This is a genomic window from Bradyrhizobium diazoefficiens (assembly GCF_016616885.1).
In the GTDB taxonomy this organism is placed as follows: domain Bacteria; phylum Pseudomonadota; class Alphaproteobacteria; order Rhizobiales; family Xanthobacteraceae; genus Bradyrhizobium; species Bradyrhizobium diazoefficiens_F.
Genome location: NZ_CP067102.1, coordinates 4,546,080 through 4,562,131, shown reverse-complemented (window position 1 = coordinate 4,562,131; position 16,052 = coordinate 4,546,080). Strand labels below are relative to the sequence as shown.

The following is a 16,052-nucleotide window of genomic DNA, read 5'->3' as shown; positions in this document are numbered from 1 at the left end:
CCGGAGCGACGCCCCGGGCTTCGTGTGCGCAGATCCTGCGCGATCGCTTACGGCCAGAGCGAGGGCCGTTCCGCCTTGCGGGCGTTCTCGAGCGTCGACACGAAATATTCCTCGCGCTCGCGCTTGAATTTTTCCTGCGTGGCGCGGAAGGCGGCGACACGGGCGGCAATCTCTTCGCGTTCGCGGATCTTGCGTTGTTCGTCTTCGGTCATGTCAAACCCCCACGATAGCTGAGTATGTGTGCACTGCTGAACTCAAGCACTGCCGCCGCAATCACGTTGAGTCGCGTCAATACATGCATTGGCGCTTCTGATTGGGGCGTCAATGGGGAGGCGGCATTGCAGGATTGTGATAAGCGAAGGTCGAAAACAATTGCCGCCCCATCGCCGCTCACGACTTGCGGTGGATAAGAGCGTCAACAATCTTGTCGCTTGCGGATGTTGCAGCCAGCGCGACGGCAAATCAGGAGGCGGCGAGTGATTGCATCTGACCTTCAGAGCGGTGTCGAACGGCTTGGCGAATTGATCGCGAGCGCCAGGATCATCGTGCCGTTCACCGGCGCCGGCATCTCGACCGAATGCGGCATCCCCGACTTCCGCTCGCCGGGTGGAATTTGGACCCGCAACCGTCCGATTCCCTTCGACGAGTTCGTCGCGAGCCAGGAGGCGCGCGATGAATCCTGGCGCCGGCGTTTCGCAATGGAGGAGGTGTTCGCCGCAGCGAAACCCGGCCGCGGCCATCGCGCGCTTGCGTCACTGCATCGCGCCGGCAAGATTCCCGCAATCATCACCCAGAACATCGACAATCTGCACCAGGCCTCGGGCTTCGCCGCCGATCGCGTGATTGAACTTCACGGCAATACCACTTACGCGCGCTGCATCGGATGTGGGCAGGCCTATCAGCTCGACTGGGTGAAGCGCCGATTCGATCATGACGGCGCCGCGCCCAACTGCACCGCATGCGACGAGCCGGTCAAAACCGCAACGATCTCATTCGGTCAGGCGATGCCCGAGGATGAAATGCAACGCGCGACCGCGCTGTCGCAGGCCTGCGATCTCTTCATCGCGATCGGTTCCTCGCTTGTGGTATGGCCGGCGGCGGGATTTCCGATGATGGCGAGGAACGCCGGTGCACGTCTGGTGATCATCAATCGCGAGCCGACCGAGCAGGACGACATCGCCGACCTCGTCATCCGCCACGACATCGGCGAAGCACTCGGGCCCTTTGTCGAGAATTGAGGCATCAGTTTGATTCGCGCCTGTGCAAGCTGTTCATAGGTTCCGGCGAATCGCTTTTTTATCTATGCCTCGCAACCGGGAGTGTTATCTTTTGATTCGAAAGATTCGCGTCGCGTCGATTGAGAAGATTCTCTGAAGGTTCTCTAAAGACGCGTGATTCGACGCCGCCATTGAGGCGGGTAGCATGGCATGTGTGGGGTCCGGGGTTATGGGGTCGTCGGACGGATTTGAGTCCAAGAAGCTGGGAGTTCCCGCGTCGGGCGAGCACGGCGCCGGTCGCGATAGCGCGCTCAGTCCCTTCAGCGGACTAGGTGAGGGCAGCGCCAACCTCGTCGAGGTCCATGGCGTCATCAAATGGTTCGACGCCTCAAAGGGCTACGGCTTCATCGTTCCCGACAATGGATGGCCCGACGTGCTCCTGCACGTTACCGTGCTCAGGCGCGACGGCTTCCAGACCGCGTATGAGGGCGCCCGGATCGTCGTCGAGTGCATCCAGCGCGCCAAGGGCTATCAGGCCTTCCGCGTCGTCTCGATGGACGAGTCGACCGCGATCCATCCCGCGCAGATGTTGCCGCCGCGCACCCATGTCACGGTGACCGCGACCAGCGGGCTCGAGCGGGCTCAGGTCAAATGGTTCAACCGGCTGCGTGGCTTCGGCTTCCTGACCTGCGGCGAGGGTACCCCCGACATCTTCGTGCACATGGAGACGCTGCGCCGCTTCGGCATGACCGAGCTGCGGCCGGGCCAGTATGTGCTGGTTCGCTTTGGGCCGGGCTCCAAGGGCATGATGGCCGCCGAGATCCATCCAGAGACCGGCTCGCCGGGTCTCCAGTCGCACTAGCGGCTTGCCATTTTCGTATTCGTGAGCAGAAGCGCGCGGCCCCGGGATCGCGCGCTTCTGGCTTTTGTCACGATCGCCGCGTAAGGATGTCGCAGTCCCACGCCATCAGGCCCAGTCCATCGCCGTCAGGCCCAGTCCCACGCCGTCAGGCCAATGAGTCCATTTCCATGAGCTTTGATCGAAAGGCCGCCCGGTCCGTTGCCCGGGGCTGGCTTGCCGCCATCCTCGTCGTTGTCGGCTTTGCTGTCGCAAGCGGGTCGGTTCGCGCGGCCAGCTTCCAGCCGCTCGAGATCGTCACCAAGAACGGCGTGCGGGTGTTCTCGGTGGAGATGGCGACCACGGACGAGGAGAAGCAGACCGGGCTGATGTACCGCAAGGAATTGGCCGATGGCAAAGGCATGCTGTTCGATTTCAATCCCGAGCAAGAAGTCTCGATGTGGATGAAGAACACCTATGTCTCGCTCGACATGATCTTCATTCGCGCCGACGGCCGCATCCTGCGCATCGCCGAGAATACCGAGCCGCTCTCGACCAGGATCATCTCGTCGGGAGGCCCGGCCCGGGCCGTCCTCGAGGTGGTGGCGGGAACAGCGCAGAAATACGGCATCCGCCCCGGCGACCGCGTTGGCCACCCCCTGTTCGGCAGCAAATAGGCCGGATTGGTGCGACCATGGCCGCCCTGACGGGCGGCTGAGCGTTTGCCGGCGGTCGGCAGGCTTGCTGGCGCTTTGGGAAGCGTGTATCGACAGGGCTCGCCGGACATTCGGGGTATAGCGCAGCCTGGTAGCGCGGCAGTTTTGGGTACTGCAGGTCGTTGGTTCGAATCCAGCTGCCCCGACCAGTCCCGAGGTGGACCCTCTTCATTCCCTAGAGATCTATAAGTGCGGTGTGCGTCCGCCGCGCCGGCGTTGGTCAGGCCGGCAGAACAATGCCGCGACAACTTGTCCGCTACACAACCTCCGCGTCAGCTTCGCGTGCACTATCTCTGCGCGTGCAATGGGGAATGTTCGGACATGTTTAGAACTGTCGGGGTTGCGGTGATTCTCGCTCTGTCTGCGACGGCGGCATCTGCGGCTGATTATGCGCGGCAGGCGCCTCCAGGGGCGCCGCTCACCTTCAACTGGACCGGCTGCTATATCGGGGGACATCTCGGCGGCGGTGCCAGCGACGATCGCACGATCAACAGCGCCGGCGGGACGGTCGATTTCGGCGCGGGCGGCTTTATCGGTGGCGGACAGGCCGGCTGCGACCATCAATTCGCATCCAACTGGGTCGTCGGCGCCGAAGGCCGGGCCGCATGGTCGAGCCTGTCGAGCCAGCATGGCAGCAATGTCAGATTTCCCGCGTTCGGCAACCTCGTCGTGCCGTCGCAGTTCGGACTCAAGAACGATTTTCTCGCCTCGGTCACCGCACGGTTCGGTTACGCCTACGGTTCAGGCTGGCTGTTCTACGGGCGAGGCGGCGTCGCCTGGACCCACGAGAAGATCGATGATGCCTATGTCAGTCCGGCCACTGGTTTCCGAATCGATCCAAGCGCGTCCGTCATGCGGACCGGCTGGACATTGGGGGCGGGCGTGGAATGGGCGTTTGCGCCCTGCTGGTCGGCCAATGTCGAATACAATTACCACGACTTCGGTACGAAGGGCCCGATACAGCTGATCAGTCCGGAAGGCATAACCGTGGCCCATCTCAAGGACACGATCCATGCCGCGACGATCGGCGTGAACTACCACTACTGATGTCGGGAGCGGCTGGCATGTCACGGCCGGCCAGCTCGGGCGTCAGGACAGCAGCCAGTCGACGAGGCGCCAGGCCAGCCAGCCCAGCGCCCAGATCCAGCCCACCATCGCGATCGCCGCAATCCCGAGCCAGCACAGTGCGAACAGCGACATCCGGGGCTCCTCTGCCTCGGACAGTTTCTCGCTCGTATCAAGTTGGCTCACTGCATCCCCTTGGCCAATGGCCTGCTGTTCATTGGTCTTCGTTCGCTCGCTAAAATTCACCGGCCGCGCTCCAACTCACACGGACGTGAGACGGGATGACTATCCATTCACCGCGAGCGGGAGCTGATCAGACCCGCTCGCGGCGTCCCCGGACAGGTGGGAAGAAGCTGCAACCCGTGACGGGCCGAATGGTTTCTGATGTTTGCTGGAGAAATACGCGCCGCGTTGAGCTCCAACGGTGCGTCTGCCGCCGCCAGCGGCGTCTGAACGGTCCTGCGCTGCGGGCACAAAGGCACGATCCAAGGTCCGGTCAGGCCCGAAGGGGACGGCCGGACGCGACGGCGAACCCTCAGCGCTCGTTCTTTCCGCCGCACGATTTCTGCGCGATTTCTACAAGAAGCTAAGCGGGTTAACGGGCGCAAAAGATCGTGTCCCAGGGAGTGGTGTAACTGGCGGTGGGACACCGCGTTCGCCGGCAAGGGCCGGACTGGTCAGCTGGCGATAGCCGGAAAGCTGACGGTTGGATCATCGCTCAACGGCGCGATGGTTTCCAGCGTCATGTAGCGGGCGCGCTGGACGGCCCATTCATCGTTCTGCTCGAGCAGGATCGCGCCGATGAGGCGGACGATGGCATCCTCGTTGGGGAAGATGCCGACCACCTCGGTGCGCCGCTTGATCTCGCCGTTGAGGCGCTCGATCGGGTTGGTCGAGTGCAGCTTGGTTCGATGCTGCGGCGGGAATGTCATGTAGGCCAGCACATCGGTCTCCGCTTCGTCGAGGAAGCCGGCCAGCTTGGGCAGCTTGGGGCGGAGTTGATCGGCGACCTTCCGCCATTGGGTTCGCGCGGCCTCGGCATCGTCCTGGGCGAACGCGGTGGCAATGAAGGCGGAGACGACGCGCCGCCCACTCTTGCCGGCATGCGCCAGCGCGTTGCGCATGAAGTGGACGCGGCAACGCTGCCAGGTGGCGTTGAGCACCTTGGCGACGGTGGCCTTGATGCCCTCGTGAGCGTCGGAGACGACCAGCTTGACGCCACGCAGGCCGCGGCGAGCAAGCTTGCGCAGGAATGCCGTCCAGAACGTCTCGGCTTCGGAGGGACCGATGTCCATGCCGAGCACTTCGCGGCGGCCGTCACTGTTGACGCCGACCGCGATAATCACCGCGACCGAGACGATGCGGCCATTTTGGCGCACCTTCACGTAGGTGGCGTCGATCCACAGATATGGCCAGTCGCCCTCGATCGGCCGGGCGAGGAAGGCCTTCACCTTGTCGTCGATCTCGCCGCACAGCCGGCTCACCTGGCTCTTCGAGATGCCGGTCATGCCCATGGCCTGCACGAGGTCGTCCACCGAGCGGGTCGAGACGCCCTGCACATAGGCTTCCTGCACCACGGCGGTCAGCGCCTTCTCGGCCATGCGGCGTGGCTCCAGGAAGCCCGGGAAGTAGGAGCCCTTGCGCAGCTTGGGAATACGCAGCTCAACTGCGCCGGCGCGGGTCTCCCAGATCCGGTCGCGGTAGCCGTTGCGCTGGGCCAGACGTTCGGGGTTCTTCTCGCCATAGCCCGCTCCGGTCTGGCCTTCGACTTCCAGCTCCATCAGCCGCTGGGCCGCAAAGCCGATCATCTCGCGCAACAGATCGGCATCAGGGGTCTTCTCCATGAGCGCGCGCAGGTTCATCATCTCGTCGGTCATCGGTGGTTCCTCGAATCAGGTTGGTGTCAGCAACCCGACCCTACCGACGAATCATCGATGACCACCGCAAAGCCGTCCGCCCGCTACGGCGCTATGTGGGGGCGCGCGTGCGGACGGCTTTGCTCTACCGAGCTACACCATCAGCTGGGACACGACCGCGCAAAATTACCAAAGCTTCGTCGAACCTTTGGCTGTCGCCTTAGACATAACAGTGTTGGGGATTTCAGCGCCCAATACCTAAACGGACGCCGCCAAGCGATGATATTCCGCTTGCGCGGCGTTGCGCTTTTTAGGCTCAGCCCGAGGCGTACCAGCCCGCCGGAAACGGGATCAGCGGCCAGACCGGACAATTGTCGTTGGCAGCCCTCGTCGACCTGTTGTGAGGCGGCTTGTCATGGGGCGCCGCCCTGGCAACCGGTGTCGGCGGCGATGAAACCATCGCCAGGCGCAGACGTGCACATTGCAAATTCATTGTGGTTGCCCCGGCCAGCAAGTCTTTTGAAAAATAGAAATCGGTCCAAAATCGCCGCGCGTTTAGAACGGGGCGCTCGTTCTCAAATTGCGCATACATCATAGAAAAATCGGCGCCTGCTTTCAACGGGTTTGGTTAGGTACCCCACGAGAGTAAGGTTGATCAGTTAGGTTAAGGACGAGAGGATGTTGCGGCTGCCTTGGTGGCTGTTATCAAATCGGCAAGGCTCGCGATCGGCTGCTGCAATCGGTGCTCGCACGGGATCACAGTCCATCGCGGAGCTCATATCCTGTGAGTTTTGCGTCATGTCTTTCGATCGTAACGTCCGTGCCGTCCATCCGCGGCCAAACTGGACCGAGATCTGGCACCTCTGGACCGTGATCGTGCCGCGCCGCTCGATCAACGGGCAGCTCGTCTACGGCAAGGTCTGGCGCCGTCACGACGGCCGCGACTGGATCTACAAGAAGTTCACCGAATACGACGGTGAGGCGGCGGCCTGAGCCGCCGCTGCCACGCGTCTCAGGCGGCCTTTTTCAAGCAGCCTTGGCCGCCGGGGTGGCCGCGGGCTTTGCCGGCGGCGGCTTCAGCGGCTTGTCCTGCCGCTTCGACCAGGAGATGTAATAGGCGACCGTCGTCATGATCGCGATGCCCGCGATGGAGACGAAGAGCTGCGCGAACAGCGAGCCCGAGCTCATCGACAGCTCGAAATGGCCGACGAAGGACAGGAACACGCCGACGCAGAACACGGCGAGCGATTGCTGACCACAGACGATCACCGGATCGAAGATCTTCCACTCCAGGCCCGGCCATTCCTTCGGCACGAAGCGGATCACCAGGATCACGATCACGACGAAGTGGATGAAGCGGTAGGGCGCGAGGTTGGTCTTGTCGTTCGGGTTGAAGGCCGAGAACAGCCATTCCGGGAACATGCCGCCGAGCGTCGGGAAGCGGCCGGCCATGGTCATGACCAACGCGAACGCGAGATAGCCAAGGCAGAGCCACAGCGTGATCTGCGAATTGATCAGCCAGCCCGAGCGACGTGCGCCGCCCATCGCGCACCAGGCGCCGAACACGAACAGCACCTGCCAGCAGTAGGGGTTGAAGTACCACTGGCCGGCCGGGTAGGCGTTCAGGTTCAGGCCGAAGTGACGCGCGGTGAGCCACAGGATGATGGAGAGCACCATCGTCAGATCAGGCTTGCGCAGCATGAACCAGAGCACCGGCGGAAACAGGCCCATCAGCACGATGTAGAGCGGCAGCACGTCGAGATTGAGCGGCTTGAAGCGCAGGAACAGGCCCTGGCGCAGCGTCTCGGTGGCATTGTCGACGAGGCCTGCGACGTTGAACTCGTTGATCATCTCTGAATCGCCGAAGCGCAGCGCCAGATAGCTGATCGAGGCGATGTAGATCACGAACAGGATGATGTGGGCGACGTAGAGCTGCCAGACCCGCTTGGTGAGGCGGGTGGCGCCGACGATGAAGCCGCGCTCCAGCATCATGCGGGCATAGACGAACGAAGCCGTATAGCCGGAGATGAAGACGAACAGGTCGGCGGCGTCGGAAAAGCCGTAGTTGCGGGTCGTGATCCAGTTCACGACATTGTCGGGGATGTGGTCGAGGAAGATCGCCCAGTTGGCGACGCCGCGAAACAGGTCGAGCCTGAGGTCACGGCCCTTCTCGGGGAGCGTGGCATTGATGTTCAGGAAGGCCATGCGACGGGAGCTTTCGAAGGGGACGGATATGCGGATGTCGGCGAGGCAGGGCCGCCGGGCGGGATTCCCGGGCGGACGGCGGCGGGTACGCAATTGTCACGGTGCAGCATAATGACTATACCCGTCGGTGAGGGACCCGGGGGCACGGAATCACCGATCAGTTCCCGAAAGGTGTCTCTATACTATGCCCGCGGTTTCCACCAATCGCTACCGTGACGCATTAAAATCGAACGAAAAGACCAAGAGGCCCGACCGCCAATGACCGCACGCATTTTCAAGCCCGCCAAGAACGCGATGCAATCCGGCCGGTCCAAGAAGGAATGGCAGCTCGATTACGAGCCGGAGCAGCCGCGCGCGGTCGAGCCGCTGATGGGCTGGACCTCGTCGGGCGACATGAAGCAGCAGATCACGCTGCGCTTCGACACCAAGGACGAGGCGGTCGCCTATTGCGAGCGCAAGGGCATCGCCTACCAGGTGATCGAGCCGAAGGAATCGCTCCACCGCCAGGTCGCCTACGCCGACAATTTCGCCTTCCGCCGCGGCGAACCCTGGACGCACTGAGGGGCTTCACCTCGTCCGTTTTCGCGGGGAGCCCTTGGCACCCATTCTGCCGCGTGCTTCGCTGGTCCGCATGACGGGACCATGACGAGGTGGGGGATGGCGGGGCGTGATCAGCTCGACGGCGTCGATCTGAAGATCTTATCCGAGCTGCAGCAGGACGGGCGGGTTCGCAACAACGAGCTGGCGCTACGCGTTGGCGTCTCCGCGCCGAACTGCCTGCGGCGGCTCAAATCGCTGTTCAGCCGCGGCGTGATCCGCGCGGTGCGTGCCGTCATCGACGAACGGCTGCTCGGCTACGAGGTGGTGTCGTTCGTCTCGATCCAGCTCGGCAGCCAGGCCCAGCCGGTGCTCGAGGCGTTCGAGAGTTCGATCACCGCGATCCCGCGCATCCAGCAGTGCTGGCGCATTTCGGGCGACACCGACTATCTCCTGAAATGCGTCGCGCCGAGCGTCGAGAGCATGCGCCAGCAGCTCCTTCATTTTGCTGCCATGCCTGATGTGAAGAACGTGCGCAGCTTTCCCGTGCTGGGTGTCGCAAAGGACGTGCCTTTGCCGTTGCAGGAGATCGCGGCTGCGGCGCCGGCCGGATAGGAGCCGCGCGAGGCGACGGCGACCAGAACCTTCAGCGATATCGGTCGCGAAACTCGCGGGGGCTGGCGCCGGTCCAGCTACGGAAAGCCCGCGAAAAACTCTTTTCGTTGCGGAAGCCGGCGATCTCCGCGATCCGCTTGATCGGCGTGCGGCCGCGTATCAGCTCCTGCTTGGCAAGCTCGAGCTTTGCTTCCTCCTTGAGGTCGCGCAGCGAGGTGGCTTCCGCGCGGAGCCGCCGATGCATGGTGCGGGTGGACAGCGCAAGCTCGCTGGCGACATCCTCCGCGCCGAGAATGCGTCCGCGCGCCTCGCGCAGCACGCGCCTGACACGCTCGACCAGCAAACGATCGCGCCGATAGGGCAGCACGGTCAGCCGCAGCGCGCCCTTGAGCATGCTGTCGAGGTCGGCGGCACTGCGGGTCAGCGGCAGTGAGAGATAATGCTTGTCGAAGACGATGCGGGCCCCAGTCGCATCGAAGCGGACATGCTTGCAGAAGATGGTCGGATAGACCGAGACGTGGCCGGGCTCGGAATAGGGGAATTCCGCCGCGCGCAGCGCGATCGCGGAATCCACCGCCCAGCAGGAGAATCCGAGCACGTAGCGGAGCAAGGTGACGAGGCAGAACTCGCGCAACGGTCCGAGATCGCGCTGCTCGCGGAGGGAGATGGTCGCGGTCTCGCCGCTGACCGCAAGCTCGAACAGCACGTCCTCGGTCAGCAGGCGGTGATGCCGGCACCAGCGCTTCAGCGCGACCTCGAGCGTGGGCGCGGTGATCGACGCGCGGCACAGCATGCCGTAAGTGCCCCACGGCAGCCTTCGCGAGAACCAGCCGAGCGCCTCGTCGTCGAGCTCGCGCATGGCATGGCCCGCCAGCGCCTCGAACTGCGCTGCCGTGACCCGCCCGTCGCTCGATCCGACGAGGTCGGACAGGACCTGCGCCTTGCTCAGCGCCTCGGCTGGATCCCGGCCATAGCGGGCATAGGCCGCGACCACGCCGCGGACGAAGGCGGCAGGGGTCATGGCGCGGCGGGGCGTGGCGGTTGCGGCCTGAAAGGGCATCGAAAGTCCTTTGGAAAATCCTCGCCAAACTTGGCGGAAAATGCAACCTTTTCGACTGCCACGGCGCCTGGGCGGGGGTAGGTTCGGGGCCGACAAGAAACCGGAGGAATCGCCTTGAACATCCCGAGCATCGACTTCGATCTGGGCGAAGACATCAGCATGCTGCGCGACACCGTGCGCGCCTTTGTCGAGGCGGAGGTGGCGCCGCGCGCGGCGGAGGTCGAGAAGGCCAATCTGTTCCCGGCCGATCTCTGGAAGCGTTTTGGCGACCTCGGCCTGCTCGGCATGACCGCGCCGGAGCATTATGGCGGGTCCAACATGGGCTATCTCGCCCATGTCGTCGCCATGGAGGAGATTTCGCGCGGCTCGGCCGCGATCGGGCTGTCCTACGGCGCGCATTCCAACCTCTGCGTCAACCAGATCCGCCGCAATGGCAACGATGCGCAGCGCCAGCGCTATCTGCCGAAGCTGATTTCCGGCGAATATGTTGGCGCGCTCGCAATGTCCGAGCCGGGCGCGGGCTCCGACGTGGTCTCGATGAAGCTGCGGGCCGACAAGCGCGGCGACCGCTATGTGCTCAACGGCTCAAAAATGTGGATCACCAATGGCGGCGATGCCGACGTGCTGGTGGTCTACGCCAAGACCGATCCCGAGGCCGGTCCGCGCGGCATGACCGCCTTCCTGATCGAGAAGGGTATTAAGGGCTTCACCCACGGCCAGCATCTGGACAAGCTCGGCATGCGCGGCTCCAACACCTATCCGCTGTTCTTCGACGATTGCGAGGTGCCGGAGGAGAACGTGCTCGCCGGCGTGGGCGAGGGCGTCAAGGTGCTGATGTCCGGCCTCGACTATGAGCGCGCGGTGCTGTCGGGCGGTCCGCTCGGCATTATGGCGGCCTGCATGGATGCGGTGGTGCCCTACATGCACGAACGAAAACAGTTCGGCCAGCCGATCGGCGATTTCCAGCTGATGCAGGGCAAGCTCGCCGACATGTATTCGACCTGGCAGGCAACGCGCGCCTATGTCTATGCCGTTGGAAAGGCCTGCGACCGTGCCAACCACGCGCGCACGCTGCGCAAGGACGCTGCTGCGGCAATCCTCTATTCCGCGGAGAAGGCGACGTGGATGGCCGGCGAGGCGATCCAGGCGCTCGGCGGCGTCGGCTATACATCCGAGTTTCCGGTCGGCCGTCTCTGGCGCGATGCCAAGCTTTACGAGATCGGTGCGGGGACGTCCGAAGTGCGCCGCATGCTGATCGGCCGTGAGCTGATGGCGGAAACGGCTTAACTCTCCACGCAACCACGCATAGGAAACGCGGGACCACATGCCGCTCCATTCCAGCATCGATCCATCGTCATCCGATTTTGCGCGCAATTCCGAATCCATGCGCGCGCTCGTCGCCGATTTGCGCGAAAAACTCAGCCAGGTCGCGGGCGGCGGTGGCGAAGTCTCACGCAACCGCCACACCGCGCGCGGCAAGATGCTGGCGCGCGAGCGCGTCGATCTGCTGGTCGATCCCGGGACGTCGTTCCTGGAGCTGTCGCCGCTGGCGGCCCATGGGCTCTACGGCGGCGACGTGCATTCGGCGAGCATCGTCACCGGCGTCGGGCGCATCTCGGGCCGCGAATGCGTGATCGTCGCCAACGACGCCACCATCAAGGGCGGCACCTATTGCCCCATGACGGTCAAGAAGCATCTGCGGGCGCAGGACATCGCGCGGCAGAACAATCTTCCCTGCGTCTACATGGTTGATTCCGGCGGCGCCTTCCTGCCGCTCCAGGACGAGATCTTTCCGGACGAGCGGCATTTCGGCCGCATCTTCTACAATCAGGCGCAGATGTCCTCGCAAGGCATCCCGCAGATCGCAATCGTGATGGGCTCCTGCACCGCCGGCGGCGCCTACGTGCCGGCGATGTCGGATGAGAGCATCATCGTGCGCAATCAAGGCACCATCTTCCTCGGCGGCCCGCCGCTGGTGAAGGCCGCGACCGGCGAGGTTGTGACCGCCGAGGAGCTCGGCGGCGCCGACGTGCATTCGCGCCAGTCCGGCGTCACCGATCATTACGCACAGAACGATGCCCATGCGATCGGGATCGCCCGCCGGATCGTTGGTACGCTCAAGCCGTCCACGCGGCCGAACCTCAACATGCATCCGCCCCGCGATCCGCTGTTTGCGGCCGAAGAAATTTACGGCGTGGTGCCGATCGACGGCCGCAAGCCGTTCGATGTACGCGACATCATCGCCCGCGTGGTCGATGGCTCCGAATTCGACGAGTTCAAAAAGCTCTACGGCACGACGCTGGTGTGCGGGTTCGCGCACATCTGGGGCTTTCCGGTCGGCATCATCGCCAACAACGGCATCCTGTTCAGCGAGAGCTCGCTGAAAGGCGCGCATTTCATCGAGCTGTGCTGCCAGCGCGGCATTCCGCTGGTGTTTTTGCAGAACATCACCGGCTTCATGGTCGGCAAAAAATACGAAGCCGGCGGCATCGCGCGCGACGGCGCCAAGCTGGTGACGGCGGTTGCGACCGCCTCGGTGCCGAAATTCACCGTCGTGATCGGCGGCTCCTACGGCGCCGGCAATTACGGCATGTGCGGCCGCGCCTACGCGCCGCGCTTCCTCTGGATGTGGCCGAACGCGCGTATCTCGGTGATGGGTGGCGAACAGGCCTCGATGGTGCTGAGCCAGGTTCGGCGCGATAATATCGAGGCCAAGGGCGATAGCTGGTCGAGGGACGAGGAAGATAAATTCCGCGAGCCTATCCGCGCGCAATATGAGAGCCAGGGGCATCCCTATTACGCGACCGCGCGTCTGTGGGACGACGGCGTGATCGATCCGGCCGACACCCGCCTCGTGCTCGGCCTCGGCCTCTCGGTGGCGTCGAATGCGCCGATCGAGCCGACGAAATTCGGCCTGTTCAGGATGTGATGCGATGGACCGCTCAAAGCTCTACCGTCGTTTTCGCACGCTCCTGATCGCCAACCGCGGCGAGATCGCAGCCCGCGTGATCCGCACCGCCCGCGCCATGGGCCTGCGCACCGTCGCGGTCTATTCCGAGGCAGACCGCGACGCCATGCACGTCGCGCTCGCCGACGAGGCCGTACTGCTCGGGCCCGCACGGGCCCGCGACAGCTATCTCGATGTCGAGCGTCTGATCGAAGCCGCGCGCAAGACCGGCGCCGAAGCTATCCATCCCGGCTACGGCTTCCTGTCCGAGAATGCCGAATTCGCGCAGGCCTGCCTCGATGCCGGCCTCGTCTTCGTCGGCCCGACCGCCGAGATGATGACGGCGATGGGCTCAAAGTCCGGCTCGAAGGCGCTGATGGAGAAGGCGGGCGTGCCGCTGGTGCCCGGCTATCACGGCGAGGCCCAGGATGATGCCACGCTGTCGAAGGCCGCCGACAAGATCGGCTTCCCCATCCTGGTGAAGGCCTCCGCCGGCGGCGGCGGCCGCGGTATGCGCATCGTCCGCTCGGCGGCCGAGCTTGCGCCCGCGATCGTCAGCGCCAAGCGTGAGGCCAAGGCCGCGTTCGGCGACGATCGCATGCTGATCGAAATATATGTCGACAATCCCAGGCATATCGAGGTGCAGATCATCGGCGACAGCCACGGCAATCTGCTGTCGCTGTTCGAGCGCGAATGCACCTTGCAGCGCCGGCACCAGAAGGTGATCGAGGAGGCGCCTTCGCCGACGCTCAACGCCGCCCAGCGCGAGACCGTCTGTGCGGCTGCCCGCAAGGCGGCGGCCGCAGTGAACTATGTCGGCGCCGGCACCATCGAGTTCGTCTCCGACGGCAAGGACGTGTTCTTCATCGAGATGAACACCCGTCTCCAGGTCGAGCATCCCGTGACCGAGCTGATCACCGGCATCGATCTCGTCGAATGGCAGCTGCGCGTCGCGTTCGGCGAGGCACTGCCGCTCAAGCAGGACGAAATCAAGCTCAACGGCCACGCTGTTGAAGCGCGCGTCTATGCGGAGAACCCGACCAAGAACTTCATGCCGTCGGTCGGAAAGATCTCGACCTGGCGGCTGCCGGCGGAGACTGGCGGCCTGCGCATCGACGCCGGCTATCGCGAGGGCGATACGGTCTCGCCGTACTACGACGCCATGCTCGCAAAGATGATCGCGTGGGCGCCGACACGCGACGTCGCGATCGACCGGCTCAACCGTGGGCTGGAAGACTCGGACGTCCGCGGCGTCGTCACCAATATTCCGTTCCTGTCGGCGCTGATCACGCACCAGAAGGTGCGGGCGAATGCGATCGACACCGGGTTCATCGAGCGCGAGCTTTCCGTCCTGACATCAGCCTCGCCGGTGCCCGGTGAGCTCGAGCTGTGCGCCGCAGTCGCCGCGATCGTCAATGACGAGCGGCAGGCCACGCAAGCGGGCGCGAATTCGCCGTGGCAGACCTTTGGCTGGATGCCGGTCGGCCGCCGTCAGCGCAGCTTTGCTTTCCGCGTCGGCCACGGGCCCGAGCAAGAGATCATGCTGAACTATGGCAGCGGGCCTTCGACGCTGGTGATCGGTGAGCGCGAGCTCGCGTACACGGTTGCGCCGAAGGATGGCGGCTTCGACCTGACGCTCGACGGCGTGAAGTCCTCCGTGGCGGCCGTGATCGACGGCCATGAGCTGTATTTGCGCACGCGCAACGGCCGCTTCGACCTGCATTGGGTGGATCCGTTCGGCGGCGAGAGCGAGGAGCATGTCGGCGAAGACAAGATCGCGGCGCCCTTGCCGGGCACCGTCGTCGCCGTGCTGGCCGAGGAGGGTGCCAAGCTCGAAAAGGGCGCGCCGATCCTCACGCTCGAAGTGATGAAGATGGAGCAGACGCTGCGCGCGCCCTATGCCGGCGTGCTCAAATCCATCAAATGCAAGGTCGGGGACATCGTGCAGGAAGGCGTCGAGCTCGCCGTGGTCGAGCCGTCGGGAGAGTGATATGAGCGATCCCGTCCGCATCATCGAGATGGGGCCGCGCGACGGCCTCCAGAACGAGAGGACACCCGTCAGCGTCGAGGCCCGCATTGCCTTCATCGGGGCGCTGGTCGGAGCCGGCCTCGATACGGTCGAGGTCGGCGCCTTCGTTTCACCCAAGGCGATCCCGCAAATGGCAAGCTCCGACGCCGTATTGCGCGGCGTGAGCCACATCAACGGCGCCGAATTCCACGTGCTGGTGCCGAACGAAAAGGGCTATGACGCGGCCCGCGCCGCCGGCGCGAAGGTGGTTTCCGTGTTTGCGGCGGCCTCCGAGGGCTTTTCGCGTGCCAACATCAATTGCACGGTCGCGGAGTCCATCGAGCGGTTCAAGCCGGTGCTGACGCGCGCCAACGACGATGGCGTGAAGGTACGCGGCTATATCTCCTGCGTGCTCGGCTGTCCCTTTGACGGCGAGATCAAGCCCAAGGCGGTTGCCGATCTCGCCAATACGCTGTGGGAGCTCGGCTGCTACGAAATATCGCTCGGCGACACCATTGGTGTCGGCACGCCTGAAAAGGCCAGGGAGATGCTGCGTGCGGTCGCCGCCAACATTCCCGCTGCCAAGCTCGCGATGCACTTCCACGACACTTACGGCCAGGCGCTGGCCAATCTCTATGCCGGCCTGAAGGAGGGCGTCCGCGTCATCGACGCTGCCGCGGGCGGGCTCGGCGGCTGTCCCTATGCGCCCGGTGCCACGGGTAACGTCGCAACCGAGGATGTCGTTTACATGCTCGAGGGCATGGGCGTGAAGACCGGCGTCGACATGGAGAAGCTGCTGGCCGCGACCAACACGATGAGCGGCGTGCTGGGCAAACCGCCGGTGAGCCGCGTGGCCTCAGCGCTGAACGCGAAGAAGAAGCGCGCGGCTTCCTAGTTCTCCGTCATTGCGAGCGAAGCGAAGCAATCCAGAGTCTCTCCGCGGAAAGAGTCTGGATTGCTTCGTCGCAAGGGCTCCTCGCAATGACGG

General features: G+C 64.1%; 17 protein-coding genes and 1 tRNA gene. 12 read left to right on the top strand and 6 right to left on the bottom strand.

Annotation, left to right across the window (positions count from 1 at the left end):
- Window positions 1-47: 47 nt before the first annotated feature.
- On the bottom strand, window positions 48-212 hold the full coding sequence (locus JJC00_RS21330; protein ID WP_200467923.1) for a hypothetical protein: 165 nt from the start codon (window positions 210-212) through the stop codon (window positions 48-50).
- Between the two features lie 264 nt (window positions 213-476).
- Between JJC00_RS21330 and JJC00_RS21325 the strand changes: the two genes are divergently transcribed.
- The 5 genes from JJC00_RS21325 to JJC00_RS21305 all read left to right on the top strand — a co-directional run bounded on the left by JJC00_RS21325 (window position 477) and on the right by JJC00_RS21305 (window position 3,818).
- Window positions 477-1,238: an SIR2 family NAD-dependent protein deacylase gene (locus tag JJC00_RS21325; protein WP_200467922.1), complete on the top strand. Its 762-nt coding sequence runs from the start codon at window positions 477-479 to the stop codon at window positions 1,236-1,238.
- Window positions 1,239-1,446: 208 nt separating this feature from the next.
- Window positions 1,447-2,079 (top strand): cold-shock protein, encoded by a 633-nt coding sequence (locus tag JJC00_RS21320; RefSeq protein ID WP_200467921.1) that lies wholly within the window; start codon window positions 1,447-1,449, stop codon window positions 2,077-2,079.
- 167 nt (window positions 2,080-2,246) lie between these two features.
- On the top strand, window positions 2,247-2,732 hold the full coding sequence (locus tag JJC00_RS21315; RefSeq protein ID WP_200467920.1) for a DUF192 domain-containing protein: 486 nt from the start codon (window positions 2,247-2,249) through the stop codon (window positions 2,730-2,732).
- Between the two features lie 111 nt (window positions 2,733-2,843).
- A tRNA-Pro gene (locus JJC00_RS21310) sits at window positions 2,844-2,920 on the top strand.
- Between the two features lie 172 nt (window positions 2,921-3,092).
- Window positions 3,093-3,818, top strand: a complete 726-nt coding sequence (locus JJC00_RS21305) for an outer membrane protein (protein WP_200467919.1) — start codon at window positions 3,093-3,095, stop codon at window positions 3,816-3,818.
- 42 nt (window positions 3,819-3,860) lie between these two features.
- Here JJC00_RS21305 and JJC00_RS21300 read toward each other — a convergent pair whose 3' ends face one another.
- From JJC00_RS21300 to JJC00_RS21290, 3 genes are all read right to left on the bottom strand, one after another.
- Window positions 3,861-4,082, bottom strand: coding sequence for an RNA-binding protein (locus JJC00_RS21300; protein ID WP_200467918.1), 222 nt, complete (start codon window positions 4,080-4,082; stop codon window positions 3,861-3,863).
- Between the two features lie 431 nt (window positions 4,083-4,513).
- The gene (locus tag JJC00_RS21295; protein ID WP_200467897.1) at window positions 4,514-5,713 is read right to left on the bottom strand and encodes an IS256 family transposase; all 1,200 of its coding nucleotides are present in this window, start codon (window positions 5,711-5,713) and stop codon (window positions 4,514-4,516) included.
- 295 nt (window positions 5,714-6,008) lie between these two features.
- A complete protein-coding gene (locus tag JJC00_RS21290; RefSeq protein ID WP_200474369.1) occupies window positions 6,009-6,287 on the bottom strand; it encodes a hypothetical protein in 279 nt (92 codons plus the stop codon).
- Between the two features lie 203 nt (window positions 6,288-6,490).
- On the opposite strand from JJC00_RS21290, the gene JJC00_RS21285 reads away from it, so the two are divergent.
- Window positions 6,491-6,685 carry a hypothetical protein gene (locus tag JJC00_RS21285; RefSeq protein WP_200467917.1) on the top strand — a complete coding sequence of 65 codons (195 nt, stop codon included), beginning with the start codon at window positions 6,491-6,493 and terminating at the stop codon, window positions 6,683-6,685.
- 33 nt (window positions 6,686-6,718) lie between these two features.
- Here the strand turns inward: JJC00_RS21285 and JJC00_RS21280 are convergent, their stop codons facing one another.
- Window positions 6,719-7,897 carry an OpgC domain-containing protein gene (locus JJC00_RS21280; protein WP_200467916.1) on the bottom strand — a complete coding sequence of 393 codons (1,179 nt, stop codon included), beginning with the start codon at window positions 7,895-7,897 and terminating at the stop codon, window positions 6,719-6,721.
- A 258-nt stretch (window positions 7,898-8,155) separates the two neighbouring features.
- Between JJC00_RS21280 and JJC00_RS21275 the strand changes: the two genes are divergently transcribed.
- Together JJC00_RS21275 and JJC00_RS21270 are read left to right on the top strand one after the other, a co-directional pair.
- A complete protein-coding gene (locus JJC00_RS21275; protein WP_200467915.1) occupies window positions 8,156-8,458 on the top strand; it encodes an ETC complex I subunit in 303 nt (100 codons plus the stop codon).
- Between the two features lie 96 nt (window positions 8,459-8,554).
- The gene (locus JJC00_RS21270) at window positions 8,555-9,049 is read left to right on the top strand and encodes an Lrp/AsnC family transcriptional regulator (protein WP_200467914.1); all 495 of its coding nucleotides are present in this window, start codon (window positions 8,555-8,557) and stop codon (window positions 9,047-9,049) included.
- 31 nt (window positions 9,050-9,080) lie between these two features.
- Here JJC00_RS21270 and JJC00_RS21265 read toward each other — a convergent pair whose 3' ends face one another.
- Window positions 9,081-10,109, bottom strand: a complete 1,029-nt coding sequence (locus JJC00_RS21265; protein ID WP_200467913.1) for an AraC family transcriptional regulator — start codon at window positions 10,107-10,109, stop codon at window positions 9,081-9,083.
- A gap of 159 nt (window positions 10,110-10,268) precedes the next feature.
- Here JJC00_RS21265 and JJC00_RS21260 point away from each other — a divergent pair, with 159 nt between their 5' ends.
- From JJC00_RS21260 to JJC00_RS21245, 4 genes are read left to right on the top strand one after another with little or no spacing between them, the layout of a single operon-like run.
- A complete protein-coding gene (locus JJC00_RS21260; RefSeq protein WP_283816822.1) occupies window positions 10,269-11,396 on the top strand; it encodes an isovaleryl-CoA dehydrogenase in 1,128 nt (375 codons plus the stop codon).
- Window positions 11,397-11,433: 37 nt separating this feature from the next.
- Window positions 11,434-13,038: a carboxyl transferase domain-containing protein gene (locus JJC00_RS21255; RefSeq protein WP_200467911.1), complete on the top strand. Its 1,605-nt coding sequence runs from the start codon at window positions 11,434-11,436 to the stop codon at window positions 13,036-13,038.
- A gap of 4 nt (window positions 13,039-13,042) precedes the next feature.
- A complete protein-coding gene (locus JJC00_RS21250) occupies window positions 13,043-15,046 on the top strand; it encodes an acetyl/propionyl/methylcrotonyl-CoA carboxylase subunit alpha (RefSeq protein ID WP_200467910.1) in 2,004 nt (667 codons plus the stop codon).
- Window position 15,047: 1 nt separating this feature from the next.
- Window positions 15,048-15,959 (top strand): hydroxymethylglutaryl-CoA lyase, encoded by a 912-nt coding sequence (locus JJC00_RS21245; protein ID WP_200467909.1) that lies wholly within the window; start codon window positions 15,048-15,050, stop codon window positions 15,957-15,959.
- Window positions 15,960-16,052 lie beyond the last annotated feature (93 nt).